This is a genomic window from Flavobacterium algicola, from assembly GCF_022399565.1.
Taxonomy (GTDB): domain Bacteria; phylum Bacteroidota; class Bacteroidia; order Flavobacteriales; family Flavobacteriaceae; genus Flavobacterium; species Flavobacterium algicola.
The window spans coordinates 148,317-173,230 of the sequence record NZ_JAJTUT010000004.1; the positions used below are offsets into that span (position 1 = coordinate 148,317).

The 24,914-nt window shown below is 34.4% G+C and carries 24 protein-coding genes and 1 tRNA gene; 13 read left to right on the top strand and 12 right to left on the bottom strand.

Annotated elements, in window-relative coordinates; genetic code table 11:
* Window positions 1–49: 49 nt before the first annotated feature.
* Window positions 50–1,366 carry a conjugal transfer protein MobB gene (mobB, locus tag LXH21_RS14945; protein WP_239867700.1) on the bottom strand — a complete coding sequence of 439 codons (1,317 nt, stop codon included), beginning with the start codon at window positions 1,364–1,366 and terminating at the stop codon, window positions 50–52.
* Window positions 1,363–1,803, bottom strand: coding sequence for a conjugal transfer protein MobA (gene mobA, locus LXH21_RS14950; protein ID WP_239867926.1), 441 nt, complete (start codon window positions 1,801–1,803; stop codon window positions 1,363–1,365). Before mobA ends, mobB begins: the two co-directional genes overlap by 4 nt.
* A gap of 714 nt (window positions 1,804–2,517) precedes the next feature.
* Here mobA and LXH21_RS14955 point away from each other — a divergent pair.
* The 3 genes from LXH21_RS14955 to LXH21_RS14965 are packed head-to-tail and all read left to right on the top strand — an operon-like array spanning window position 2,518 to window position 4,357.
* Window positions 2,518–3,285, top strand: coding sequence for a ParA family protein (locus LXH21_RS14955; RefSeq protein ID WP_239867704.1), 768 nt, complete (start codon window positions 2,518–2,520; stop codon window positions 3,283–3,285).
* 12 nt (window positions 3,286–3,297) lie between these two features.
* On the top strand, window positions 3,298–3,702 hold the full coding sequence (locus tag LXH21_RS14960; RefSeq protein WP_239867707.1) for a DUF3408 domain-containing protein: 405 nt from the start codon (window positions 3,298–3,300) through the stop codon (window positions 3,700–3,702).
* A gap of 22 nt (window positions 3,703–3,724) precedes the next feature.
* Window positions 3,725–4,357 (top strand): conjugal transfer protein TraD, encoded by a 633-nt coding sequence (locus LXH21_RS14965; RefSeq protein ID WP_239867710.1) that lies wholly within the window; start codon window positions 3,725–3,727, stop codon window positions 4,355–4,357.
* A 147-nt stretch (window positions 4,358–4,504) separates the two neighbouring features.
* Here LXH21_RS14965 and LXH21_RS14970 read toward each other — a convergent pair whose 3' ends face one another.
* Genes LXH21_RS14970 through LXH21_RS14995 form a run of 6 tightly spaced genes read right to left on the bottom strand, consistent with a single transcriptional unit; the run spans window position 4,505 to window position 11,133 of the window.
* Complete coding sequence (locus LXH21_RS14970; RefSeq protein ID WP_239867713.1) at window positions 4,505–5,311, bottom strand: HNH endonuclease family protein; 807 nt, start codon at window positions 5,309–5,311, stop codon at window positions 4,505–4,507.
* Entirely contained in the window at window positions 5,308–6,912 is a 1,605-nt protein-coding gene (locus tag LXH21_RS14975) for an AAA family ATPase (RefSeq protein ID WP_239867716.1), read from the bottom strand. The genes LXH21_RS14970 and LXH21_RS14975 overlap by 4 nt, the downstream gene beginning before the upstream one ends.
* Window positions 6,909–8,468, bottom strand: a complete 1,560-nt coding sequence (locus LXH21_RS14980; RefSeq protein WP_239867719.1) for a restriction endonuclease subunit S — start codon at window positions 8,466–8,468, stop codon at window positions 6,909–6,911. The genes LXH21_RS14975 and LXH21_RS14980 overlap by 4 nt, the downstream gene beginning before the upstream one ends.
* Complete coding sequence (locus LXH21_RS14985; protein WP_262916220.1) at window positions 8,465–9,886, bottom strand: class I SAM-dependent DNA methyltransferase; 1,422 nt, start codon at window positions 9,884–9,886, stop codon at window positions 8,465–8,467. The genes LXH21_RS14980 and LXH21_RS14985 overlap by 4 nt, the downstream gene beginning before the upstream one ends.
* Before the next feature lie 43 nt (window positions 9,887–9,929).
* On the bottom strand, window positions 9,930–10,619 hold the full coding sequence (locus LXH21_RS14990) for a nucleotidyl transferase AbiEii/AbiGii toxin family protein (RefSeq protein ID WP_239867726.1): 690 nt from the start codon (window positions 10,617–10,619) through the stop codon (window positions 9,930–9,932).
* A complete protein-coding gene (locus LXH21_RS14995; protein ID WP_239867729.1) occupies window positions 10,612–11,133 on the bottom strand; it encodes a hypothetical protein in 522 nt (173 codons plus the stop codon). The genes LXH21_RS14990 and LXH21_RS14995 overlap by 8 nt, the downstream gene beginning before the upstream one ends.
* 275 nt (window positions 11,134–11,408) lie before the next feature.
* Between LXH21_RS14995 and LXH21_RS15000 the strand changes: the two genes are divergently transcribed.
* From LXH21_RS15000 to traN, 9 genes are read left to right on the top strand one after another with little or no spacing between them, the layout of a single operon-like run.
* A complete protein-coding gene (locus LXH21_RS15000) occupies window positions 11,409–11,711 on the top strand; it encodes a DUF4134 domain-containing protein (protein WP_239867731.1) in 303 nt (100 codons plus the stop codon).
* 10 nt (window positions 11,712–11,721) lie between these two features.
* A complete protein-coding gene (locus tag LXH21_RS15005; protein ID WP_239867929.1) occupies window positions 11,722–12,054 on the top strand; it encodes a DUF4133 domain-containing protein in 333 nt (110 codons plus the stop codon).
* Complete coding sequence (locus LXH21_RS15010) at window positions 12,051–14,558, top strand: TraG family conjugative transposon ATPase (protein ID WP_239867734.1); 2,508 nt, start codon at window positions 12,051–12,053, stop codon at window positions 14,556–14,558. The genes LXH21_RS15005 and LXH21_RS15010 overlap by 4 nt, the downstream gene beginning before the upstream one ends.
* Window positions 14,559–14,579: 21 nt before the next feature.
* Window positions 14,580–15,212, top strand: a complete 633-nt coding sequence (locus LXH21_RS15015; protein ID WP_239867737.1) for a DUF4141 domain-containing protein — start codon at window positions 14,580–14,582, stop codon at window positions 15,210–15,212.
* Between the two features lie 2 nt (window positions 15,213–15,214).
* Window positions 15,215–16,207: a conjugative transposon protein TraJ gene (gene traJ / locus LXH21_RS15020; RefSeq protein ID WP_239867740.1), complete on the top strand. Its 993-nt coding sequence runs from the start codon at window positions 15,215–15,217 to the stop codon at window positions 16,205–16,207.
* A gap of 20 nt (window positions 16,208–16,227) precedes the next feature.
* Window positions 16,228–16,851 (top strand): conjugative transposon protein TraK, encoded by a 624-nt coding sequence (traK, locus tag LXH21_RS15025; RefSeq protein WP_239867743.1) that lies wholly within the window; start codon window positions 16,228–16,230, stop codon window positions 16,849–16,851.
* 11 nt (window positions 16,852–16,862) lie between these two features.
* On the top strand, window positions 16,863–17,018 hold the full coding sequence (locus LXH21_RS15030; protein WP_239867746.1) for a hypothetical protein: 156 nt from the start codon (window positions 16,863–16,865) through the stop codon (window positions 17,016–17,018).
* Between the two features lie 59 nt (window positions 17,019–17,077).
* Window positions 17,078–18,337, top strand: coding sequence for a conjugative transposon protein TraM (traM, locus tag LXH21_RS15035; protein ID WP_239867748.1), 1,260 nt, complete (start codon window positions 17,078–17,080; stop codon window positions 18,335–18,337).
* 25 nt (window positions 18,338–18,362) lie between these two features.
* Window positions 18,363–19,274, top strand: coding sequence for a conjugative transposon protein TraN (traN, locus tag LXH21_RS15040; RefSeq protein ID WP_239867751.1), 912 nt, complete (start codon window positions 18,363–18,365; stop codon window positions 19,272–19,274).
* A 763-nt stretch (window positions 19,275–20,037) separates the two neighbouring features.
* Here the strand turns inward: traN and LXH21_RS15050 are convergent.
* Together LXH21_RS15050 and LXH21_RS15055 are read right to left on the bottom strand one after the other, a co-directional pair.
* Window positions 20,038–21,105, bottom strand: coding sequence for a DUF932 domain-containing protein (locus LXH21_RS15050; RefSeq protein ID WP_239867754.1), 1,068 nt, complete (start codon window positions 21,103–21,105; stop codon window positions 20,038–20,040).
* A gap of 45 nt (window positions 21,106–21,150) precedes the next feature.
* The gene (locus tag LXH21_RS15055; RefSeq protein WP_239867756.1) at window positions 21,151–21,543 is read right to left on the bottom strand and encodes a single-stranded DNA-binding protein; all 393 of its coding nucleotides are present in this window, start codon (window positions 21,541–21,543) and stop codon (window positions 21,151–21,153) included.
* Between the two features lie 1,122 nt (window positions 21,544–22,665).
* On the opposite strand from LXH21_RS15055, the gene LXH21_RS15060 reads away from it, so the two are divergent.
* Window positions 22,666–22,980, top strand: coding sequence for a hypothetical protein (locus LXH21_RS15060; RefSeq protein WP_225876795.1), 315 nt, complete (start codon window positions 22,666–22,668; stop codon window positions 22,978–22,980).
* A gap of 82 nt (window positions 22,981–23,062) precedes the next feature.
* On the opposite strand, the gene LXH21_RS15065 is transcribed toward LXH21_RS15060, so the two are convergent.
* Together LXH21_RS15065 and LXH21_RS15070 are read right to left on the bottom strand one after the other, a co-directional pair.
* Complete coding sequence (locus LXH21_RS15065; protein ID WP_262916221.1) at window positions 23,063–24,367, bottom strand: site-specific integrase; 1,305 nt, start codon at window positions 24,365–24,367, stop codon at window positions 23,063–23,065.
* Between the two features lie 292 nt (window positions 24,368–24,659).
* Window positions 24,660–24,741: transfer RNA gene (locus LXH21_RS15070), tRNA-Tyr, on the bottom strand.
* Window positions 24,742–24,914: the final 173 nt, after the last annotated feature.

The following is a 24,914-nucleotide window of genomic DNA, read 5'->3' on the forward strand; positions in this document are numbered from 1 at the left end:
TGTCAATTGGTTTCTGTTGGCATCAGTTGGCGTTGGTTGTCTCGCTAAACTATTTCTTGCCTCGTTGATTGTTACGTTTTGTCCTTTTCTTTATTTGATTCGCAAATACTTGTTCTTCGTAATCTTCGCCTTGAGAAATTGGTAAAAAACTTCCAAGGCTTTCTATAAGACCAAAGTCAGTTGTAGAATGGGTTGAATGATTTCCATTAAGGAAATCAAAAAGAGCATGTGGTTTTTCTATTTCTGGTGAGGATTCATTTTTACTAGCTGTGATTGAAACTGATTTGTTATTCTGTCTCTCATTTTGAACTTTCTGAGTCCCTTCATTTTTCCATAAATCATTAAAAACGTTGGCAGATAAATTTTTGCTTAGTTGGGATCCATTCCAAACAGTGCGCGATTCATGGTCAATAAAAGTCATTCCGTATATACGACCTTGATCATTTCTTCGAACAATGGTATTAATTCCCTGATCGACTAGTTGCTTCTTAAAATCGGTTTCATTATTCGTGATATGCATGGCAACCTCTATTGAATTTTTTAGAATCTCTTTAGATGGTTCCGTTTTCATTTTTACTTTCGATTGTTCAAAATGCTTTTGCAAACTCTCCATGCCAGCCTGTTTTCCAAAAAGAGAGGATTTAAACTGATTTGTCGCTTTTTCTCCTTTTTCATTCAGTGCAAAATAAACAAGTCCTTGCTTAGACTGACCGTGTAATTCACCTGTTATTTGCTCAGCGGTAATATTAAAAAGAGAAAGTAGTGCATTATAAGCTCCTAAACTTTGATACAGGTAATACTTTGGCAGATGTCGAATTACAGATGCTATTTGACTTTTTACGTGGGCTTCTTTGTAATGAACAGGTTTAAAAATTACTTCCTTCGGATTTTGATTCTTTTCAGTTGCAGGAAGTAATTGATATTTTTGTTCCAGTGCACGGCAGGCATTCATGGAACGTAATTTTTCATAGGAATCAGACAACTTTTTTCCGTAACGATCAACACAGGTCGATACGATATGAATGTGAGTTCGTTCAATATCGGTATGCTTGAAAACGACATAAGGCTGTTCTCCATAGCCCATAAGTTCCATATAGTCTTGTGCGATTTTTTTAAAGTCTTCATCACTTACACTATCTTTTGGGTTTGGGTTAAGAGAAATATGCAAAACAGGTTTTTCTGTTCGCTTGTTTGCGATTAAATAAGGTTCGAAGGAACTATATAATTGGTTAACAGTAAACTCTCCATTGACTGTTTCTCTTATTCTATGAGTCATTAATATTGATCCATTTTCTTGATCAACTTTTAGTTGATTATAAGAAAGTGCACCAATTATATTTGCTCCACGTCCAATTTTTGCTATCATTTTTCTTCTTTTTTCAAATGTTTTAATTCGAATTCTTCTGTTAATTGCGTTATGGAACAGCATAACTGAGCCAACTCGATTGTTTGTTTTTCCAATTTAAAAAGATAGGCTGCTGCTTTCTTTTCAGAAAAATTACGGTACAATATCTTGACAATTTGATTGTAATTAACACCGACAGCACGAAACTGACCGTACAAAGTGGTTAAGCGCATGTAATAATCCATTGCTGCTAGATCTATTTTTACCGTTTTTATCTGCTTTTCAAATAAGAGAGAAGTGATAAATAGTGCTTTATTATCCGCTCCCGAAGCTTCAAAAAGAGAAAGGAATTTAGCATTTTCCTGGTCTGTTAATCGAAAAACATAACGGTGGATGCTAGGATCCTTTTTAGGATTCCTACCGCCTTTGTGTTGCTTTTTGTTTTGTTGATTCTCCATCATCATTCTAATTTTAATTTTTAGAAAACCCCGACTTCGGAGGGAGTTTTAAGCCCCTGCAAGGGCAAGTTGTTTTGAGGCACGGAATTCATTTCGAGTGCCTCAAAACACAACTTGCTCTGTTCTGGTGAACAGATAATCCGTCCGCCTGTCGGCGGAACAGATTTAATAGAGCAGGGAAAAACGGCTTTAAGCCGTTCCAGTTCTTATTCAAATATAGATTTGGACCTTTCATATTCTCATTTATTTACTTCTATAACAAAGTAAATCATTGAATTTTAGAATGGTGTAGTAGTAAGTATTGCCAAACATTGCCTTTGAACGCCAATGAATTCATAGTCCTGAGATGTTTTGGAGTTACCAGCTTTCTTTGTTTCAAAGTTGTAAAAGGATATTTAAAAACAATTCTATATCCAATTTCAAACACAAATACCAAGGTTTAGGAGTAAGCAAGTATTTAGTAAAATAGTAAAGTATAAAACGATACAGTTTTACAACTATGCAACTATAAAAGCATAAAAGCAGTAAAATAAATGAGCGTACCTATTACCGATAAACAAGACATAGCTGTTGGAAATTGTATGAATCTACAATTGTAGATAAGTACATACTTAAAGCAAATAAATAGGGCAAAAACTTGTAAAGAAATACAAGGAGGCATGCAGCCGTACAGCAAAGCAATTTAGTAAATAGATAATTTTAAAATTATAAGTAATGGAAACAATAAAAAAAACTTTAAAAATTAGTTTCTCTACCCAAAAGGGTGGAGTAGGGAAATCTACAATGACAACTTTGTTAGCTAGCGTGCTTCATTATCGATTGGGATATAATGTGTTGGTTTTGGACTGTGATTTTCCGCAGCATAGTCTCGGCAATATGAGAGACAGAGATCTTAAAACGGTGATGCAAAATGAGTATCATAAGAGAGCGGCTATGAAACAATTTCAGTCGATAGATAAAAAAGCATTTCCTGTCATTCGTTGTAAGGCCGAGAATGCGCTAGAAAAAGCATCAGAATATATAGATCAGTCGAATAGTGATTGGAATATTATTTTGTTTGATCTTCCAGGAACTGCCAATACTAAGGGCGTTTTGACCACATTAAAAGCAATGGACTTCATCTTTTCTCCTATTACTGCCGACCGTTTGGTAGTAGAAAGCACTTTAGGCTTTGCCAAAGCATTTCTACAACTTCCAGAAACAGATGGAGGAAACAAGAACTTAAAGTTTTGGTTGTTTTGGAATCAAGTGGACAGGAGGGAAAAGACTAATTTGTATAAGGCCTATCAAAGTGTAATAGAAGAATTAGGTCTTTCTATAATGGAGTCAAGAATAATGGATAGTAAGCGTTTCCGTAAGGAAACGGATGATACTAGTAATTATATCTTTAGATCTAGCCTGCTTCCTGCTGAGCTTAGTTTGATGAAGATAACTAAGCTTGATCTTTTTGTAAATGAATTTCTCAAAATCATAAACACTTAAATCCTTTCTTGTATGGAATCTGATAAAAAGCATAAGGGGTTTCAAAAACCAGTTGTAGATGAGGATTACCTCATGAATATTATGAGCGGGGATGAAGCGATCAACAATGATAAAAAAATAAGCCAAAGTATCGAAGCTACCGAAAATAAGCGGAATGAGAAAACTCGTGTAAGCGCTCTAAAGAAACGGAATTATGAAGAAGTATTTCTCACTAACAGATACCCGTCTGGTCGTAGTGGTAAGGTTGTGTACATAAGGCCTGAATACCACGAACGGCTCCTTCGAATTGTTCAATTGACAAGGGAAGAGAAAACAACATTGTATTCTTATATCGATAACATTTTAGAACAGCATTTTAATGATTTTGGAACCGAAATTCAAGAATTTTTTAATGAGCGAAACAAGCCGATTTTTTAAACAATTTATAATACTAAATAGCATGGAAACTGTAATTGTAATTTGTCTGCTCATCGTCATTTTTCTTTTGGCAAAGGATAAAATTGTCATTAAAAAATATCATAAGCATCAACCAAATCAAGAGAAAATCAATTCAAGTCTCTCTGATATTATGGGGCAGCCTAAGCCTCAAAGAAGCCTTTCTGTGCCAAATAAGTCCAATGACGGTCAAGAGCAAAATGAGGATAATTGTAATGATAATTTTGATATAGAAATCGACGAAGATAAAGTCGAATTACAAATTCCACAAGAAGAGCTAGAGGAAGTTTTTGGGAATGTACCTGATTTTGAGAATGAGGAAGAAGAATGGAATAGTTATGGAATATCCGATGGCGATAATGGTTTTGCCCAAGGGGTTACCTTCGAAGAGTTAAGCACTGTAAAAACGTTGTTAAAAAAAGAGAAAATGAGACCCTCTCAAAAGGAAACAGCAACAGTCCTACTTCAGAAAATACAAGGAACCGAATTATTCGACCTATTGGAAAATTCTATCGAAGATGCTTCTCAAAAAATAGCCAAGCTATTAGACGGTACACTTTCTTCAAAGACGGATTCTGGTTCTTCTTTTTTGCACAAAAATGATTTGGAGGAGTTTGATATTGGGGAGTTTGTGTGATCTTAATTATTTTGGTTTCTACTTATGTTAAAATATAAACCAACAGAACAGTTAAAATACCAACCATTATTGGGTATTATATGTGTTATAATCCAAAAAAATTTAGCATCTATTAGTTCAGTTTTGATTTACTAGTTCCAATTATCATTAAGCTGCTTTTTCAACAATTACTTTTGCCCAATCAAACCCAGAACTCTTCAAGCAATATTTAACCGCTGCTGAAAATTCAGAGTTTTTAGAACACATTGACCAAAGTTGTCTCATGTCTGTTTCTATCTCATTCTCTCTAGATTGGTCAAAAATGATAGATTGCAAATCTAATTTTTTATTAATCCTCATTAATAATATAACTGCATTTCTATATTTATCCTTCCTTTTATCTATTAGGCTAGGAGAATTTAGATTTAATCTGATAATAGAATATCTTGCTCTTTTATAATTTCTAATAATCTTGTTAGTTTCTTTAGGACGAACAATCCCTTCATTATCAAAAGCTAATTCTTCAGGGTCTCTAAATTTTATTGGGTCTAAAAACAGAATATCCTCAAGATTCAAATTGTCCGCATAATTTAAAGCTCTATTTGCATTCACATGAAAGTAAGACCTCTTTCTAACATTGGCAGCTGGGCCGGAAAACCTATAATTCATCCAATCAAAAGCTAACCACCAATATCCTTCAGTTTTTACTCCATTTTCATCAATCACTTCTTTTTTTGGTCTAAAATGATCTACATGACAATGAGCACCTGAATTGATTGATTCAGTGTACCAACATTTATCATTATAAAGTGAAGATAAATGATTTTTTAATTCATTCCAAAGTGGTTGATTTGCATCTATAATTTGATTTCTCAATACTGAATCTGCTTCATCAACTAACTCTTGCGTAACTATATCTGCTCTGTCAATCCAATCTTGAGGAGGCGGATTGTTTTCTAAATCAATATAAATCATTTTTCAGATTCTTTAATTATTTTCTCTAAGATGTCAAATGCTATTCTGCTTTTTTCAGCTTTATTTACAATAACATTTTGATCAATAATACTTTTTTCATGATCTGCTAAGGCAATTATAAATTTTTGATACAATGGATCTCTATCTGTAGTATTAATACCAAGATTCGATAATTTATAAAAAAGTTCAGTTAGCCTTAGTTTCTCATCAACTGACAAAGTATCATTTTCTTGTTTTACAATCAAATCATTTCTTTCTTCAAGTTCTTTTAAGGTGTCTTCATCAAGTGTACTTGGCAGATTAAAAAATTCACTTGTCAAAATTCCCGCAACACCCAATCCTTTTGGGTTAAAATCAGGTTCAAAAGTCTCAATTTTTTGAAATTCTTTTCCATGTTTGTCGAATGCTTTTTTAGAATAAAATATTCTAATCTCTTCCTTAGTCAATCCTCCAATTACTAATGGGTCATGTGTAGTCATTAGTATCTGACTTGTGTCATCCTTACCTGAATATTCTTCAAGCAAATTCATGTATTTCCATTTCCATAAAGGATTCAGGTGGGTATCTGGTTCATCTAAAAGAATAAGTGATTCGTCCTCTTTTGTAAAACGCAATAAACCTAAAACAGTTAATAATTGTTGTTCTCCTTCCGACAATTCCTTAAAGGTAATATCTCCATTAACATTTACTTTTTTCACTTTAACTCTTACTTCTTGAATTAAATCAGAGATGTATGTACTTTCCAAACTTTTAAAAAATTCAGTATTCGTTCCATACTTTGTTGCAATTTCAATTAATTTATTTTGGTTTGAAATGTATAAATACAGTTGCTCCTGACTATGACTTCTTCTAAAGTCTTCCCTAACAGTCTCTTCATGAACTATTGGTGCCATAGAGGCACTCCAGAGATCATCTAAGAAATTACGTACAACGCCCTTTGAAGTCCAAAAATTTAATGGTTTTGCATCCTTTTTATTTTTAGCCCATACAGGCTCTTTCAGCACGAAAAGAACAGATTCTAAACCTATTATGCCTAAAAACTCTTTTAAGAACTCGCTAACTTTTTTATCAGAGAAGGCATAAAATGCCATTAGGACAAAGTAGCTGTGTATTTGTCTAGCATAAAATAATGGTCTTGGAGGAGCATCAATTCCCTCTAATAAAGCTTTGTAAAATCGAGTTTGATGTTTATCAAAATGTTCCAATAATCTATTACTAACACCTGAATAATAACTAAAAACATACTTCGGTAAATATTCATCTTTATTTTTTTTAATTTCAACCTTCGGAATAATTTTAGAAGAATACTCTTTAATCCCGCTTTTTTTAGTTCCTAAAAAGAATTTATATTTTCCCGTGGTTTTGGGACCACCCTCAACTTTAAGATAATTATCCTTACACTGATATTCTAATACATAATTAAATGAAGTTTCGTCTTCTAAATCAAGATCTCTAAATATTATAACAAGTGCCTCCAACAGATTTGATTTTCCGGCAGCATTTTGTCCTAATAAAACTGTATTCATCTTGGTTTCATCCAAATTGATTGAAAAATCTTTAAGATTTTTAAACTTTTCTATATAAATTTTATCTATTCTCATCGCAGTTCTAAATAGCCCTTATCACTACTTTCTTTAATAGTTTTTTCTTCTTCGATTTGTTTTTTTAGCTCCGCGTAAAATCTATCAATACTCTCACTCTCGTTGGTTTTATTATAATGCTCAGACATCTTCCATAGATCTTCAGCATGAAGTCTACCATTTGCTTTAAGTAGTTCTACTAATTTCATATTGATGGTTTTATTATTATATTTTATTTCTCTTAACGGCAGTACCCTCTCATTTTCAAAGGAATTCCTTTTAACTAATATGTTATTTTCATCCCCCAAAAATTGATATAAAACAGACTGCAGTAGTTTTTCCGATTCATTTTTACTTATTAAAATTTCCTCTTCGAGTTTACTGCAATTTGCTTGCAAATAATTGACCTTTTCCACGATTTCTTTTTGTTCTGCCAAGGGAGGTAGAGGAAGCGGAATAGAATTTAATTTACCTCTATTTAATTTTATCTGCATAGGCGGCTCGCCACTTAAATATGGTTTTAAATCAATTGAGTTAATGTATATTTCTAAATACAATTTTGAAATTTCACTTATAGTATCAATTACATGCGCATGATTATTAACCCAATACTTACCGTGAGCCATATATGCTACAGGTTTATTTCTTCTAAGCAAATTTCCACCATCTTCCGCAACTAATAATAATGACTTGTCGAAAATATAATCATCGATGTAATCAATTACTCCTTGTGCTCCGTAATAATCATAAATCCCTTTTCTTTTTAGTCTTTCTGTTTTGGAAAGAGGAATCCTGTCACCATCTTTATTTATACTACTTTCTCCAATTCTGTACCACTTCCAACTACTTGGAATTTCGAAGGGCATATCGTTTTTATTAATGGCTGGGAAGGATTCTTCTTTTTTAATTTTTTTTTCTCTTATCAGTTTTTCCTTTTCTATCTTTATTTTTTTAAATAAATCTTGTGCAGATTCGACATTTGGATTATTATTTCGCCATTCTTTAGTTAACTCGCCTTTAACCGCATCAGTTAGAATAGCCTGTCGTAACTTAATTAAATTTTTTTCTCGGAATGTAACTTCCTTTATTAATTTATAATTTTTATCTTCTATAGTTTTTATCTCATTTAAAATCCTTTCCTGCTCTTCTTTAGTAGGTAGAAATATCTCTAATTCAAAAATTTGCTTTGGTTGAATTCTTTTGGATCCCACACCCTTAGCTAAATTTTCTAGTTGTAAGTATGAGTTACCCTTTTTAAAGAAGTAAAAAATCCATTCGGGATAACAAGAATCATCTACGTCAAAAGCAGGAATATCTGAGCTAGATTCATATCCATCTAATTCTTCCGGTACAATACCAAAAGCACCTTTATGTAAATTTTGTTTACCATAAATAAATTGTCCCGCTTTTCTGATGTGATATTTTGTAGCCCCTTTTTTATCTTTAGTTTTAGGTCTTTTTTCAACACCCAATACATTAAGTTTAACTCTAATACGTTTATCTGGATCAGGATTGTCTGAAACAATTTTAGATTCAGTTAAAAGAGAACCAAGTTTTACTTTTTTCCAGTCTTTCATAGAAAAGCTTTTTTAATTTCGGTAAGTATTATTGAACTCCTTTGAAATGAAGTTTCTAAAATCGAAATTAACTCCTCAGTAGATTCTGCTATTTCTTTTTCAGAACTGATTTCATTTTTAATATCCAAATTGAAATTTCTATTTTTTATTTCTTTTGAGGAAACTTTCCAAGCATATTCATTTTCAATCCTATTAAACCACCATTCTTTTATCTCTTCAAAATGAGAAATATCTATTGGCCTTGTGGCACTATAATTCTTTATTCCATTTGGATATGGCATTTCATAATACCAAGTTTCTTTAGTTGCTTTTCCTTTTTCAAAAAAAAGCAGATTTGTTTTAATACCAGTGTAAGGATTAAATACGCCACTTGGTAGTCTTACAATTGTATGTAAATTACATGTTGTTAAAAGGTCTTCTTTTATTCTAGTTTTTACACCTTCACCAAATAATGATCCATCAGGTAAAACGACAGCCGCTCTTCCATTTTTCTTTAAAATTTTTATAATCAATGCTAAAAACAAATCTGCAGTTTCTTTCGTTCTAAATTCTTCTGGGAAATTCTTTTCAATTCCATCTTCTTCTTGACCACCAAAAGGAGGATTTGATAAGACGATATTCACTAGGTCCTTATTTTTCCAACTATCATATTTAGCTGATAATAAATTACCTTTAGTTATTGCTGGCTTCTCTATACCATGAAGTATTAAATTTGTTGTGCAAAGTAAATGAGGTAATGGTTTTTTCTCAATACCTCTTATTGAGTTTTGAACTATTACTGATGTTTCATCAAAATCTTTCTGTTTTGATAAATTAACCATAGAACAAGTTAAAAAACCTCCTGTACCACATGCTGGATCTAGAATACTTTCACCAATTTGAGGGTTAATCATGTCAACCATGAATTGAGTTACAGCTCTAGGGGTATAATATTCACCCGAAGAACCTGCACTTTGTAGTTCTCTTAATATTGTTTCATAAATATCATTAAAAACATGTCTATCCTTGTTGTTTTTAGAAAAATCAATTTTATTAATTTCATTTATAACTTGGCGGAAAAGATTACCGCTTTTCATATAATTATAAGTATCATTAAATACTGATTTTATAATTACCGATTGGTCTGTGTCTGTTGGGTCAATTGTTTTCAGTACAGGAAATAATTCTTCATTAATGAAACTAATTAGTTCATCGCCAGTTAAACCATTTTCATCAGCAGCCCAGTTTTGCCATTTTAATTTTTCTGGAATTGGACTTTTATATTCTTTTCTTGATATTTTCCATTCTTCTTCTTTGTCTGCAAAAATTTTCATAAAAAGCATCCATACCATTTGAGAAATTCGCTGTGCATCACCATCAACGCCTTCGTCTTTTCTCATTATGTTTCTTATGGATCTTATTATACTTGTTGTACTCATTTATTATATTTTTAAAGCATTAAGTGAATAATAGCTTTTGTTTTTATTTTATTATTTGTTCTATTTTCTCCAACAAAATTTGAAACCGTTCTTCTCTAATTAACGGATGGATGTGCATGGCTAAAATTTCGTTAGCTTGTGGATGTTTTTTAATGGCTGTAAGTTCTTGCGTGATGTATTGTTTCAAGTCATCTTCACTCTCTAGGATTTCTTCCACTATTGTTGTTCTATTGTCGATAAGATAGATGATATCTTCGTAGTCGTGGCTTCCGTAAAAGTCATTTTGTCCTCGATCTTTAAATGCCTCTAATTTAGTAGCCAGAAAATAAGGAGATGGTAATACGTTGATCTTAATTCCTTCTGACAATTCTACTTGTTGTAAGTATTTGAATCCCGGCTTATACCATTTATTAGATATTCCAATACTACTGTCGTCTGCAGGCATTATGTCTATGGCGATATTTTCAAACTGATATGAACAAATGGACTGTCCTTGAGGATCTGGGTAGAAATTAAGTTCTGCTAATCGTTCTTGCATTTGTGTCCATTCATAATAATTAGCTAAATTAATAGTCATGTCTATATCAGAAGTGGGACGAATTTCCTCAGCAGCGGGGTCATCAGTATATAAGCTAATCACGGCTCCTCCAATGAATACCATTTTTTCATTTAATTCCTTTAAGCCTTTTGCCACTTGAGCTACTAATGCTAGATTGATTATTTTATTATACATGGAGTATTCTTTTTTCTAATTCTCGTTTTGCCATTTCTTTTTCTCTTACTCTTCCCACTCTAATAGCATCCACTAAAGTTAATAATTCGTATAAATCGGTGTCTTTTAATGAAGCCTCTACGACGGAGGAGTATAAAGGTTCTATAGCCTGCCCTCGGTCTAAACCTTTTGCATAAGGCCAAACATATTTATCAGTGGCTTGAATTATTTTATTTAAAGGTTCAGCAGAATGAGCTGTTAGTATTCCTCTAACTAATGCTCCTGGTTGTTGCGGAAAAGCATAGCCTACACCATGAATTAAGAATTCATTAAAAGCAATTTTGTTCACTTTTTTTCGGGCATCATCAATTAATCCCGCATATTTAGAACGATTTAAAGACTGGCTCACTTCAGATTGACTCATGCCTAATTCTTCTGCAATAGTATGATGAAACCAAGGTTGTTCACCTAGTGCAATTATTTTCAACAAAATTACAATGTCTTGTGGTTTGAGATTACTTTTTGCTTGTGTCATTCTAATATTTCATATTGCGATATGCAATACTAACTAAAAAATATAGAAAAAGCAAACTTTTTTAATTCACTATATCGCATATTGCGATTTGCAATATAGCAGTATTTATTACTCAAATTTAGTGATTTTTACTATCACAAAGTAAATTGAGAAGTCTTCTTCTGCCAAACAACTCCACTTAACGACAACATATTAAAAAGCAACTGTTTCCAAATGATATTTGTTCCATACTCTGTAAAGTACAGGAACAAAGAACAATTTAAATTTTTCAAATCATGAACAATCAAGTTAAAAAAGTAGTGTTGGTAGTGGTTGTACTATCAACAATTAGTGCAATGGCACAAGGAAATGGAAAAGCAGGAATTACGGAGGCGACCGAAATGGTTACCTCTTATTTTGATCCTGCTACAAAACTTATTTATGCTATTGGGGCAGTGGTGGGCCTCATTGGTGGGGTGAAGGTGTATAACAAGTTTAGTAGCGGAGATCCAGATACGAGCAAGACAGCGGCGAGTTGGTTTGGAGCTTGTATCTTTTTGATTGTTGCGGCAACTGTTTTACGTTCGTTCTTCCTTTAGTATTTTCGGTATGAATACGTATAATATTAATAAAGGTATTGGAAGAACGGTGGAGTTCAAAGGACTGAAAGCGCAGTACCTATTCATCTTCGCAGGCGGTTTGCTCGGGATACTTATCCTGATAATGATCTTGTACATGACTGGAGTCAATTCTTATCTGTGTCTGTTTATAGGAATCGGTGGTGGATCGCTATTAGTATGGCAAACTTTTTCACTAAACAGAAAGTACGGCGAACATGGTTTGATGAAAGTGGGAGCGAACAAGCGTCATCCACGATATATCATCTGTCGTATGCCTGTATATCGCTATTTTCAGTTGAATTCCAAAATGCATCAGCCATGAGAAATAAATCAAAGGCGACTACACTGGAAAGTAAGTTTCCGTTGCTGGCAGTAGAAAATAATTGCATTATCTCCAAGGAACCTGATATCACCGCTTGTTTTCGAGTACAGCTACCAGAGCTTTTCACAGTAGCCTCTGCGGAATACGAAGCTATTCATTCTACTTGGCACAAGGCTATAAAAACCTTGCCTGATTATACGATGGTACACAAACAAGATTGGTACATTAAGGAAAATTATGCTCCTGATATAGCCAAAGATGGTTTGAGTTTTTTGGCAAAGTCCTACCAACAACATTTTAATGAGCGTCCGTTTCTGAACCATTATTGTTATCTGTTCTTAACTAAAACGTCCAAAGAGCGTATGCGAATGCAAAGTAATTTTTCTTCGCTTTGCAAAGGGGTGCTTATCCCAAAAGAACTAAGAGATAAAGAAATCCTTTCTCGCTTTATGGAATCGGTGGCGCAATTTGAGCGAATTGTGAACGATTCCGATTTTATAAAACTGGAACGCTTAAGCGAAGAAGATATTATTGGAACAACTAGCAAACAAGGATTATTGGAACAATACCTTAGTCTTTCGAGAGAGGAGGGAATTCCACTGCAGGATATCGCTTTGGGCGGAGAAGAAGTTCGCATAGGAAACAAAAGGCTTTGTCTGCACACCTTGTCTGATACCGATGATTTGCCTAGTTCAGTAGCAGCAGAAACCCGTTATGAAAAACTATCTACCGATAGAAGTGACTGTCTTTTGTCTTTTGCTGCGCCAGTTGGATTATTGTTAAGCTGCAATCACATCTACAACCAATATCTTTTTTTAGATAACAGCGAAGACAACCTACGCAAGTTCGAAAAATCAGCAAGAAACATGCATTCCTTAGCTCGTTATAGCCGAGCCAATCAAATCAATAAGGAATGGATCGAACGCTATTTGAATGAAGCACACTCTTTTGGACATGCTTCTATTCGAGCGCACTTCAATGTAATGGCATGGTCAGATAATCCTGTGGAATTAAAACAACTAAAGAACGACACCGGTAGTGCTTTGGCATTGATGGAATGCAAACCAAGGCACAACACTACAGATGTGGCGACGCTCTATTGGGCAGGAATGCCAGGCAATGCAGGAGATTTTCCGAGTGAAGAAAGCTTTTATACGTTTATTGAACCTGCGCTTTGTTTCTTCACTGAAGAAACCAATTATAAAAGTTCACCTTCCCCTTTTGGAATCAAGATGGCCGACCGACTGACGGGGAAACCCATTCATTTGGATATTTCTGATTTGCCCATGAAGCGCGGTATTATCACGAACAGAAATAAATTCATACTTGGTCCATCCGGTTCAGGAAAGTCCTTTTTTACCAATCACATGGTCAGACAATATTATGAACAAGGTGCTCATGTGTTGCTAGTCGATACAGGAAATTCGTATCAAGGATTGTGCGAACTGATCAAAGGAAAAACCAAAGGAGAAGATGGTGTTTATTTCACCTATACCGAAGACAATCCGATTGCCTTTAATCCTTTTTACACCGACGATGGCATATTCGATATTGAAAAAAGAGAAAGCGTTAAGACTTTGATATTGACCTTATGGAAAAGGGATGATGAGCCACCAAGACGGTCCGAAGAAGTGGCACTTTCAAATGCAGTGAGTTGTTACATTGAACGAATCAAGCACACTGAAGAATTTCCTTCCTTCAATGGATTTTATGAATTTGCACAAGGAGATTATAGACAGGTCTTAGAAGATAAAAAGGTACGAGAAAAAGACTTTGATATTGCCAACTTCTTAAATGTATTAGAACCCTACTACAAAGGAGGTGAATACGATTATCTATTGAATTCCGAAAAACAACTTGATTTACTTTCTAAGCGATTTATTGTATTCGAAATAGATGCGATCAAGGATCATAAAATCCTTTTTCCAATTGTGACTATCATCATTATGGAGGTTTTTATCAATAAGATGCGTCGCTTGAAGGGAGTACGAAAACTAATCCTGATTGAAGAAGCTTGGAAAGCGATTGCAAAAGAAGGGATGGCAGAGTACATCAAATACCTTTTTAAAACGGTTCGAAAGTTTTTTGGAGAAGCCATTGTTGTAACGCAAGAAGTAGATGATATTATCCAATCACCTATTGTAAAGGAAAGTATTATCAATAATTCGGATTGTAAAATACTACTGGATCAAAGGAAGTACATGAACAAATTTGATGATATCCAGGCCATGCTTGGTCTGACTGAAAAAGAAAAAGCGCAAGTGCTGTCCATCAATATGAACAATGATCCCAAGCGACTTTACAAAGAAGTTTGGATTGGGTTAGGAGGTACACATTCGGCAGTATATGCTACAGAAGTTAGTTTCGAGGAATATTTAGCCTATACCACTGAAGAAACAGAAAAGTTGGAAGTCATGCAACTGGCAAGTCAATTAGATGGAAATGTAGAACAGGCTATCAAGAGAATTGCCATTGAGAAAAAGGAAAAAGAAAACAATCAGTAAAAATTTTAAAAACGAATAGCAATGAAAAATTTAAAAATTATGGTGTGCATGGTGTTTTTATTCGCTTTCATGCCGACTGTTAAAGCACAGTGGGTGGTCACAGATCCTACAAATTTGGCTCAAGGAATTGTCAATTCAGCAAGACAGATTATACAGACTTCTACCACAGCGACCAACATGATTAACAACTTTAAAGAAGTTCAAAAAGTGTATAATCAAGGAAAAGAATATTATGATAAACTAAAGGCGGTAAACAACCTAGTAAAAGATGCTCGAAAAGTGCAACAGACTGTGTTACTTGTTGGTGATGTTTCTGAAATGTATGTAAACAATTTTGGAAAAATGTTGAATGATCCCAATTTCAATGAGCAGGAATTAACAGCTATTGCGAATGGGTATTCGATCTTACTCAACGAAAGCACAGAACTTTTGAAAGAGTTAAAACAAATTGTAAACTCTTCCAGCTTGTCGCTCAATGATAAAGAACGAATGGACATTATTGACCAAGTGTATCTAAAAGTTAAAGAGTACCACAATTTGGTTCGTTATTTTACGAATAAAAATATATCGGTCAGTTACCTGCGAGCCAAAAAAGCCAATAACAGCCAAAGAGTGTTGGATCTATACGGAACCGCTAACCAGAAATACTGGTAATCATGGAATTTAGTAATCTTCATGAAGTACTACGTTCGCTCTATGACGAGATGATGCCACTATCAGCAGATATGGCAGCAGTTGCTAAAGGTTTGGCTGGATTGGGTGCCTTGTTTTATGTTGCATTAAAAGTCTGGCAAGCGCTGAGTAGTGCCGAACCGATAGACGTCTTCCCGTTACTTAGACCTTTTGCTTTGGGTATCTGTATTACATTTTTTCCAACAATTGTATTGGGAACACTTAACGGTGTATTGAGTCCAGTGGTTCAAGGAACGCACAGCATATTAGAAAGTCAAGTTTTAGATTTGAATGCTTTACAACAGCAGAAAGACCTATTGGAGAGAGAAGCGATGCTTCGTAATCCTGAGACGGCCTATTTAGCATCGGATGAAGAATTTGATAAAAAGTTGGAGGAACTCGGATGGACACCTTCCGATTTGGCAACTATATCTGGGATGTATATCGAAAGAGAAATGTACGGAGTTAAGAAAATGATCCGTGACAGTTTTCGTGAATTTATAGAAGTTCTTTTTCAAGCGGCTGCATTAGTCATAGATACGATACGCACCTTCTTCTTAATAGTGCTTTCAATATTGGGGCCAATAGCATTTGCGATTTCAGTCTGGGATGGATTTCAGTCTACTTTGACGCAATGGTTGACTCGGTATATTAGTGTGTACCTCTGGTTACCCGTTTCAGATCTTTTTAGTGCGATGTTGTCCAAGATCCAATCCTTAATACTCCAAAAGGATATTGACAGTTTATCTGATCCCAATTTTATTCCCGATTCATCGAGTACTGTTTATATCATATTTATGATTATTGGCATCATAGGGTACTTTACCATACCTACGGTGACTGGATGGATTATTCAGGCTGGTGGCGCAGGAAATTTTGTTCGAAATATAAATCAAACAAGTACTAAAACCGGGAATATTGTTGGGGCAGGAACTACCACAATTGCAGGTACTATTGGCGGTAAATTAATGAAATAAAAATTTAAAACTAAGATGAAATGGAATTTAAAACTTTAAGAAACATCGAAAACAGTTTCAGTCAAATTAGGCTTTACGCTCTTGTGTTTGCAGTACTGTGTGTGGGAATATCGGGTTATGCTGTTTGGGAATCTTACCGGTTCGCTGAATTGCAACGTCAGAAGGTCTATGTATTAGACAACGGAAAATCGCTAATGTTGGCTCTTGCTCAGGATGCTTCGATCAATCGACCTGTAGAGGCTCGTGAGCATGTTCGTCGGTTTCACGAGCTTTTCTTTACACTAGCTCCAGATAAAAAAGCCATTGACAATAACATGAAAAGAGCATTCAATCTTGCTGATAAAAGTGCTTTTGATTATTACAAAGACTTAGCAGAAAAAGGATATTATAATAGGATCATTTCAGGAAATGTCCAACAACGACTTGAAGTGGATAGTGTGGTATGTGATTTTGAAACCTATCCTTATGCTGTAAAAACGTACTCTAAGCAGTTCATCATTCGATCCAGTAATATAACAAAAAGGAATCTTGTCACTTCTTGCTACCTAGTTAATTCCGTTCGTTCAGATAACAATCCACAAGGATTTAATATAGAGAAGTTTACGGTTTTAGAAAATAAGGATCTAGAAATTATAGAACGCTAAAAATTGTAACAATGAAGGAGATTCGAACAAATATTAACCTATGGATCAACGAAGTTGAGGTGAAATGGAGGATGCTTCCATTGCAGAAGCAGTATAAATACATCATGATTTGTTTTGCCGCCTACCTAATAATCAGTATAGGTGGTATTCTTAGCAGTTTGTATTAGTTTCTGTAGCACTCAATCCCTAGAGGGATCATTAGTACTAATTGAAAAAAAGAAAAGACATGAAAGAAAATGAAAATAAGAAAAGTGCGGTCTACGTTACAGATGGCAGTATAAATACATCTCCTGATGAGCTGGCAGTGTGTAAGGAGAGTAAAGCCGAAAAAATTAAAAAGCCAATCATCTTTGGATTGATGGCGATAGTATTTTTTGGCTGTATGTATTTGATTTTTAAACCAGCAGAAAATATAAAAAATATTGAGATTCTAGGACTTAACGACTCTGTTCCTCAGGCTACAACTATTGGTTTAGAAAATGACAAACAAAAAGCCTATGAACAGGAATTATTAGAACAGAAAAATCAAGAAAAACAAAACGCCCTGACATCGCTATCGGATTACTGGAATGAAGGGAGTGCAGAAAAATCTTTGCAAGATGTTCCTGAAAAAGAAGCGAATACTAACGCCTCTTTAAATAGTTATCGTAATGCACAAAACACATTGGGCAGTTTCTATAGTAAAGATAAATCTGAAACACAGGAATTACGCAAACAACTAGAGGAGCTAAAAGAAGAATTGGCAAAAAAGGAAGAACCTCCAACTAATGTTGTAGATCATCAGTTGGAGTTAATGGAGAAATCGTATCAGATGGCGGCTAAATATTTGCCGATCAATTCAGCATCGCCTGAAAGCAAGGCAAATGTTACTTCTTCACCACCAAAAGAAGCCTTTGTTTCGATAATTCCAGAAAGTCGAAATGTCGTTTCTAACCTTAAGCAAAGCGTTGAGGAGCATCTCATAGTAGCGGTTAGCAATAGTACATTCACCAGTGCTGATCAGCAACATCAAACAAAGAATAGTATTCGTGCTGTTGTTCAAGAAACACAACTCGTCTCCGAAGAAACCAGTGTTAGCCTACGTTTATTGGAACCCGCAAGGATACAGAACAAAACGATCCCAATCGGAACTGTAGTAACTGCAAATTCGAAGTTTCAGCAAGGTAGGCTACAACTGAAGATTAGTTCTATTGAGTTGGAGGGAAATATTCTCCCCATTGAGCTCACAATCTATGGTTTGGACGGACAACAAGGATTGGCAGTGCCTTATTCTCCAGAACGTACCGCTATGACCGACATGGCAGCAAATATGGGACAAACTTCTGGCAGTAGTGTCATGTTGTCCACTTCTGCTGGACAACAGATCGCAGGGGATTTAAGCCGAGGATTAGTACAAGGTGTATCAAATTATTTCTCAAAAAAAATTAAGACTCCAAAAGTTACCCTAAAAGCAGGACTGCAAGTGCTGCTAGTATCAAAAAAATAATTGTTCAAAAAATAAATGGTATAAAATGAAAACAGCTGTAAAAAATACATTGATGATCCTGATTTTAATGTTAGGATGCACATCAATTACGCACGGGCAAAATGCCCTATGCTTGAGTCACAAGGAGAACTTAAGTGTAATAGAACCATACGATATAGAAGTAACATTCGATAAAACTACGCATCTATTATTTCCCTCTGGTATTCGTTACGTAGATTTAGGTAGTACTAATTTGGTTGCCAGTAAGGCTGAGGATGCTGGTAATGTTTTGCGAGTAAAGGCATCTGTTCAGGATTTTGAACAAGAAACCAATTTTTCAGTAATTACGGAAGACGGAAATTTCTATAGTTTTAATGTCTCCTACAATTCATATCCTAGGGTTACAAATTACAGTTTAACTAAAACTGTTATAAGTGATCGTGGATGGAGCTCAAAACCAATTTTGTTTAAAGAACTTGGTACGAATTCGCCCAACATGGTCGACGAATTAATGGAGGAGATTTATAAGCAAAACAAGCACTTTATAAAACAAATTGGCACCAGAAAATTTGGAATAGAATTTTTATTAAAAGGTATTTATATTAACGATGACAAATTTTATTTTCATACACAAATTAAGAATTTAAGCTTCGTTTCATTTCCAATTGATTTCGTCAATTTTAAAGTGGTAGATAAAAAGAAAGCGAAACGAACAGTTGTACAGGAAGTAATTAAATATCCAATAAGAGTCTATAGCGCTATCGATGAGGTAGAAGGAAAAACGGTTTCTAGAAATGTCTTTGTTTTAGATCAATTTACGATCGCTGATGGCAAAGTACTTCGCATAGAACTCCATGAAAAAAATGGTAGTCGATTGCAAGTTTTGGAGATCAAAAACAGCCACTTACTTAAATCCAAGTTAGTTAAGAAGCAACATACAAAGGAAGATTTAGAGTAATGATCAAAATTAAATAGCAAGTGATTGCTTTACTGAATCAAGTAAAGCAATCACTTTGATTTTTGTTATCATAAATAAATAGGGTAACTACTTTTAAATGAGTAGCTTGTTTTTATTTTGTTGCTTTTTTTTGTAAATTTATCACGTGAAATTTATAAATATTTGATTATGAATCCTGCATTGTTTTTAGGTATAATTGCTCTAATTATAGGTGTAAGTCTTCGATATTGGATCAATAGACGAAAGTTTTATAGACGGAGTCCAATGGGAGTAGAGGGCTTTTCGAGTTTTGAAAAATCAGTAGTAATAACATTCTTTGAAAGAGTGACCAAATGGATTTCCATTGGATTTATTATTTTTGGATTACTTATGTTATGGAGTTATTCAAGAAAGAAGTCAAGCGAAAAGAAACCAATTCAAATCAAAGTTGAAAATGTGAAATAATGTGGCGGCATTCTTTTGCTTCTTTTCTTTTGACGCTGTTGTGGAAAGAAAAGAAGGCGGAAATAAGTAATAGGATGAAGAATATCCTATCATTTAACGCGAACCTTTTCAGGAAAAATAGAAGGAAGCGTTGCGTACTGATTACTTTTTTCTGAAGTGGTTCAACCCACTTCTTCAAAAAGACTTTTCCGACCATTTGGAAGGGAAGGTCTTTTTGAAGTTCAAGATTTCAAGATATGTATTCCGTAAAACAAAAAAAGGATACTAATAAAAATAGACGGCCACTATCAAAGTGGGCCGTCTATAGTTTTTAAAAAGATTAATTAAAGCAATTCACACCCATATTTTGAAAATTTGTGCAGATCTCAAAAGCTTTTTGAGATTTTAATTGAGCAGTACCTCCCAAAATAATAGATTGCAATTTGGCTTCGCTATCCTTGTAGCTACGTACATTTTGGTAGTAGCCCGTTACAGCGTTGTAAGCTCCAAACAAAGTTCCTTTTGTCGTGTTCATTTGTTGTGAGTCGCTTGTCATAGCATAGGCAAAAGCATCTTCAACGGTATTCTTAAAAACTGTGGATATTTCGCCATCATTTCCAGCTTTAAGATGTTGTAAGGTTTCTTTGTTGGGGCAAAGTGCGAATTGGATCATTTTTTTAACCTCATGATCGTGCACTTTTACTTTTGCCCAATTATTAAAAATGTCTTCTAACTGATTGCTAAATTGGTTTGCTAATCCCATTACTTTGTGTGCATTCTCCAAACGTTGTTTAGCTCCTGAAGTATGGCGTATGCGTACTACATTACTCATATTGCGAAGCGAAGCGTTTAGTGTATTTTGGCAAACAATCCTAACGGGTGTAAACGCTGCCGTAATGCTTCCGCTACCATCGTGTGAAGTAGTGAGGAAAATATATTTTTCTGTAACATCATCACCACTGCCAACCCGAATATAGTCTGGTAATTTAGCCGTAATGAAAATACGTTCTCCATTTCCTAAAGCGCCTGCAGTCTCGTACAAAATCCCATCAGTACCACCTACAATGGAATCGAAGAAACTAAATGCTTCACGATTTTGTACGATGTGATAGTCTTTACCGACTACACCCAAAACGGTATTGTTATCCGTGCGGATTGTAGCAAAATAATTGGGTACGTTGAACTCATTGTTTATTATCGCTAAATTGTCAGTAGGATCAATTATGTTTGACGCCTTGGTATAAAGAGGACTTTTTGTAACTTCATAATCAAGTCCTGCGTGGTTAATTGCTTGCGCGCTTGTTGGATAGTCTGTTACTATTTGACCCAAACCGTGCCAAGCTTTTTCTTGTACGCTAAAAAAGGAATAACGTCCTGTTCTTTCGTTGAAATTTAAATTGTGTGCCATGATAATAAAATTTTAAAAGTTAAAAAAATGATTAAGTATTTAGTGTTAAAATGGTAGGTCATCTACAAGCTCCTCTATGATGATCTTTTTGTTTTCTTGTTTTACGACGGCCTGTGCCTGTTCTATTTTTTTACTACCTCCATGTAATTTAATAGTCGAGGCGTGAAAATTTAAACTAGATCTTAGTTCTCCGTTAGTAGCAGTCCAGGCTCTTGTACTCACTCTTCCTGTTAGCTCTACTAAAGCCCCTTTAAGGAGTATTTTTGCTACATTTGGACTTATCCAGTAGGAGCAATCAAAATAGCTAGTTTGCTCTATGCGTTCGCCTTGCTTATTTCGGTAACTATCATTAATAGCTACTGAAAAATTTACCACTTTTTTCTCCTGCGGTGTTGTGTATACTTCCGCATCCCTTGTTAATCTTCCGATGATGTTCATAGTTTTTACTTTTTAGATTTATTTTTTAAAATTAATTTATTCGGTAATGAGAGGAGGTGCTGTTTTGTTTCAGTCTAATTCCAAAATAAATAGTATTAAATTTCATTGTTGACATTTTTTTTATTCGTCCAAAGAGCCGGAGTATGCTATGTTTCGTTTCGAGAGCATAAAAGGTTAGTGTTTAGCAAAAACAAGGTTTTATCAAATAAATACAACCCGCATGGGTGGAGATTTTTTGATAAACCCGTAGGGCTTGACCTTTTTTTTGCGTTAAAAACACTAGTATACCTTTGCTCTTGAAATGGGACAAAAGCATACTGGTTTTTGAATAGTAATAGGCTGGAAGCAAGGTTGTAAAGAAGATTATTTGGGATTACAAAGAAAAAAGCGACTCTTCAAATAAGTACTGTATAATGTTATCCATCCACTATTTCTCCAAAATAATAAAATGGCTATCGAAGCCATGTAAAAGGATCTTGAAAATTATACGTAGGTAGTGGCTTTAATTTTCAAGATTATTTTATCAATTATCCGACTAAGCTCTTTTATGCTGGAGCAGAGCGGAAGTATAAATGTGCTTTGAGGATTGGAGTTAATTTGAAATTGAGCGAAGTATAGATTTGACTGTTCTAAAAGTTGATTTTTGAAAAAAATTGTACTATAAATTGATGTGAACTGCCACTAGAGGACAAATAATACCATTGCTAATCAGATGTATAAAGAACTCAATTTATCTCTATACTTTAGGGTAAAAGAACTACGATCAAGCTATTTGTTAAAATTTGTAAGTGAAGTGAATAGCTAGTTAAACTAAAAGGAAGAAGGAGTTGTATTGTTTAAATTTTTAATAAGAGGAAATTATGAATGACATGGTAACAAAAGAAGATTTGAGGCAGTTTGGTTTGGAGCTATTATGCAATATCGGTACTTTGATGACACAGACTAGGGAAGTTCAGAATGAAATAGTAGACCAAGAATGGATAAAAAGCAAGCAAGTCAGGCTATTAATGAATATGTCTCCGGGATCTATTCAAAATTTAAGAGTGACCCAAAAAGTACGATATAAAAAAATACTCGGCTCGTACTACTATAATAAAGTGGATCTCCTTAAACTTTTTACAGATGAAAGATGCAAATAAAAGCAGTAAAGATAGTTTGATGAATACTTTTTTGATTTATATGGAAGATCCTCGATTAAACGTTTGGCATTTAGCGCTATTACTTGCTATACTTAGTTTGGGTTATAAGCAAGGACAAATGCAAAATATTAAAGTGAGTCGAAGTAAAATCATGGCACTATCGCATATTAATACGATACCAACCTATCATAAGTATTTCAAAGAATTACAGAATTTAGGATACATCGAATATTTTCCTTCCTATCATCCCGGTGTTAAAAGTGAAGTCTATCTGAAAGACAAAAAGGTTGCTCCATGATGGTAGCAACCTTTTTGCGTTTTGAATTAATATGTTCCAGTTGTCTTCAAGTTCTAGATAATAAACAGTATTTGCTATGATTTCAAGATAAGTGATACTTCTGCTTGATTTTTTTTATCTCCTTCTCTAATCTGGTGAGGATGGCTAGATCTGACTCACACATTACTGGATCCGTTTTATTTATCCGTTTATTAAGCAATGCCATTTCTCGTCCAACTGTAACTTGTTCGGTAATAGCGTAGGCTTCTGTCTGCTTCACAGAGGAATGTCCAAGCATTTCCTTCACTACATTTATCGGTACATTGTTTTGTAACGTAACAGTGCTTCCGAAGGTCCTGCGAGCCATGTGTGTATTGAGAGTAAAAGGAAAAGCACACAGTAAAGCAATCTCCTTCAAATATTCATTCATTTTTTGATTTGAGGCTACAGGCAAGACAGTGCCACGTTGCATACAAAGAGGGTGATCCTTATATTTATCAATTATTTTAAGCGCTTGCGGTAGGAGAGGAACATTAGTTGCAGAGCCTGTTTTTTGTCTTTCAGACATGATCCACGATTGTTTATCGACACCCACTTTAATATCAGTCTTTTTTAATTGATATACGTCGATATAAGCTAATCCCGTATAGCATTGGAAGACGAACACGTCTCTAACTACATTGAGTCTATCAGTACTAAAGTAATGTCGTTCTAACTCATATAATTCCTGAGTTGAAAGAGGCTTTTTTATAATTTTTGATTTTTTAGCTTTAAAGTTCTTAAAAGGATCTTTCAGGATAACTTCATTATCAATAGCACGAAGTACTATTTTTTTAAAGTTAGCGATATATTTTAAGGTTGTATTATTACTGCAATTACGAACAGAACGTAAGTAAAATTGAAAGTCTTTTATAAATTCAAGATTCAAATCAGAAAATTCAAGATCTTCAGCATTAAATTTAAGTCGGATAAAAGCTCGTAAATGATTAATAGTGATAGTAAAACGGTCGAGAGTTCCTTTTGCGTATCCTTTACCCAGCAAAGCCGTCATTTCATCATTATGCTTTTGGAACTCTTCAAGTACTTTGACTCTCGCAGCATTTTTCCCTAAGATGTAATCCATAACTTTCTGAGCAGTAATAAGCTTTCCGTTATACATGTTCTCGGTTTTGTACTCATTGATTTTTAGTGTAAGAGACTCTAAGAACATATTAATAGATTTCGCATCTTCCTTAGTTCCGATTGCTCTTTCTAATTTTTGATCCCAACGCGAGATATCCCATTTACGTTTTGTAGATGTTTCTTTAGGTATCCCATCCACGGTAATTCTAAGATAAATGGTTCTAATTTTACTTTCATTGCGGGGGATTTTCAAAAAGAAAACCAGCCCAAAACTGCTTTCTAACATAATTCAACTTTTAAGGTTAATAAATGTAGAATTATAACGTCAAAAAATCAAGTCGTTAAGCACGTTAACCCCTGTGTGTATAAGGGTTTAACTCATATTCTGTGGCACATTTTTGAAAAATACAAATGTGCCACGATTCTGCCATAGAAACTTTGAGCGCTTTTATAAATTTTGACAAAGTGCAGAAAATGAAAAAAGCCTGCAAATCGTTGGATTTGCAGGCTTAACACTTTTTTTGAGGACTTTTGAAAAGATTGAAAAACTTTTATTTTTTAATCTTAATCCCTTTTAGTGGGGAGAGTAGGATTCGAACCTACGAAGACGTAGTCAGCAGATTTACAGTCTGCCCTCGTTGGCCGCTTGAGTATCTCCCCGAGGCCTTTGATAACAACGAATCTTGTTGTTGTTAGCGGTGGCAAATATAGTAACACTTTTCGTTTCTACAAACATTTTTCATACTTAATTTGTAATTATTTTTAGTAGAACATTTAAAGTATTGGAATTGAATTAAATAAAAAAATCTCCACAAGGGAGATTTTTTTGTTTG

What these genes read in the sequence shown, in the direction of transcription:
- mobB (WP_239867700.1), bottom strand. Translation starts at nt 1,366, where the DNA reads ATGATAGCAAAAATTGGACGTGGAGCAAATATAATTGGTGCACTTTCT.
- mobA (WP_239867926.1), bottom strand. Translation starts at nt 1,803, where the DNA reads ATGGAGAATCAACAAAACAAAAAGCAACACAAAGGCGGTAGGAATCCT.
- LXH21_RS14955 (WP_239867704.1), top strand. Translation starts at nt 2,518, where the DNA reads ATGGAAACAATAAAAAAAACTTTAAAAATTAGTTTCTCTACCCAAAAG.
- LXH21_RS14960 (WP_239867707.1), top strand. Translation starts at nt 3,298, where the DNA reads ATGGAATCTGATAAAAAGCATAAGGGGTTTCAAAAACCAGTTGTAGAT.
- LXH21_RS14965 (WP_239867710.1), top strand. Translation starts at nt 3,725, where the DNA reads ATGGAAACTGTAATTGTAATTTGTCTGCTCATCGTCATTTTTCTTTTG.
- LXH21_RS14970 (WP_239867713.1), bottom strand. Translation starts at nt 5,311, where the DNA reads ATGATTTATATTGATTTAGAAAACAATCCGCCTCCTCAAGATTGGATT.
- LXH21_RS14975 (WP_239867716.1), bottom strand. Translation starts at nt 6,912, where the DNA reads ATGAGAATAGATAAAATTTATATAGAAAAGTTTAAAAATCTTAAAGAT.
- LXH21_RS14980 (WP_239867719.1), bottom strand. Translation starts at nt 8,468, where the DNA reads ATGAAAGACTGGAAAAAAGTAAAACTTGGTTCTCTTTTAACTGAATCT.
- LXH21_RS14985 (WP_262916220.1), bottom strand. Translation starts at nt 9,886, where the DNA reads ATGAGTACAACAAGTATAATAAGATCCATAAGAAACATAATGAGAAAA.
- LXH21_RS14990 (WP_239867726.1), bottom strand. Translation starts at nt 10,619, where the DNA reads ATGTATAATAAAATAATCAATCTAGCATTAGTAGCTCAAGTGGCAAAA.
- LXH21_RS14995 (WP_239867729.1), bottom strand. Translation starts at nt 11,133, where the DNA reads ATGACACAAGCAAAAAGTAATCTCAAACCACAAGACATTGTAATTTTG.
- LXH21_RS15000 (WP_239867731.1), top strand. Translation starts at nt 11,409, where the DNA reads ATGAACAATCAAGTTAAAAAAGTAGTGTTGGTAGTGGTTGTACTATCA.
- LXH21_RS15005 (WP_239867929.1), top strand. Translation starts at nt 11,722, where the DNA reads ATGAATACGTATAATATTAATAAAGGTATTGGAAGAACGGTGGAGTTC.
- LXH21_RS15010 (WP_239867734.1), top strand. Translation starts at nt 12,051, where the DNA reads ATGAGAAATAAATCAAAGGCGACTACACTGGAAAGTAAGTTTCCGTTG.
- LXH21_RS15015 (WP_239867737.1), top strand. Translation starts at nt 14,580, where the DNA reads ATGAAAAATTTAAAAATTATGGTGTGCATGGTGTTTTTATTCGCTTTC.
- traJ (WP_239867740.1), top strand. Translation starts at nt 15,215, where the DNA reads ATGGAATTTAGTAATCTTCATGAAGTACTACGTTCGCTCTATGACGAG.
- traK (WP_239867743.1), top strand. Translation starts at nt 16,228, where the DNA reads ATGGAATTTAAAACTTTAAGAAACATCGAAAACAGTTTCAGTCAAATT.
- LXH21_RS15030 (WP_239867746.1), top strand. Translation starts at nt 16,863, where the DNA reads ATGAAGGAGATTCGAACAAATATTAACCTATGGATCAACGAAGTTGAG.
- traM (WP_239867748.1), top strand. Translation starts at nt 17,078, where the DNA reads ATGAAAGAAAATGAAAATAAGAAAAGTGCGGTCTACGTTACAGATGGC.
- traN (WP_239867751.1), top strand. Translation starts at nt 18,363, where the DNA reads ATGAAAACAGCTGTAAAAAATACATTGATGATCCTGATTTTAATGTTA.
- LXH21_RS15050 (WP_239867754.1), bottom strand. Translation starts at nt 21,105, where the DNA reads ATGGCACACAATTTAAATTTCAACGAAAGAACAGGACGTTATTCCTTT.
- LXH21_RS15055 (WP_239867756.1), bottom strand. Translation starts at nt 21,543, where the DNA reads ATGAACATCATCGGAAGATTAACAAGGGATGCGGAAGTATACACAACA.
- LXH21_RS15060 (WP_225876795.1), top strand. Translation starts at nt 22,666, where the DNA reads ATGAAAGATGCAAATAAAAGCAGTAAAGATAGTTTGATGAATACTTTT.
- LXH21_RS15065 (WP_262916221.1), bottom strand. Translation starts at nt 24,367, where the DNA reads ATGTTAGAAAGCAGTTTTGGGCTGGTTTTCTTTTTGAAAATCCCCCGC.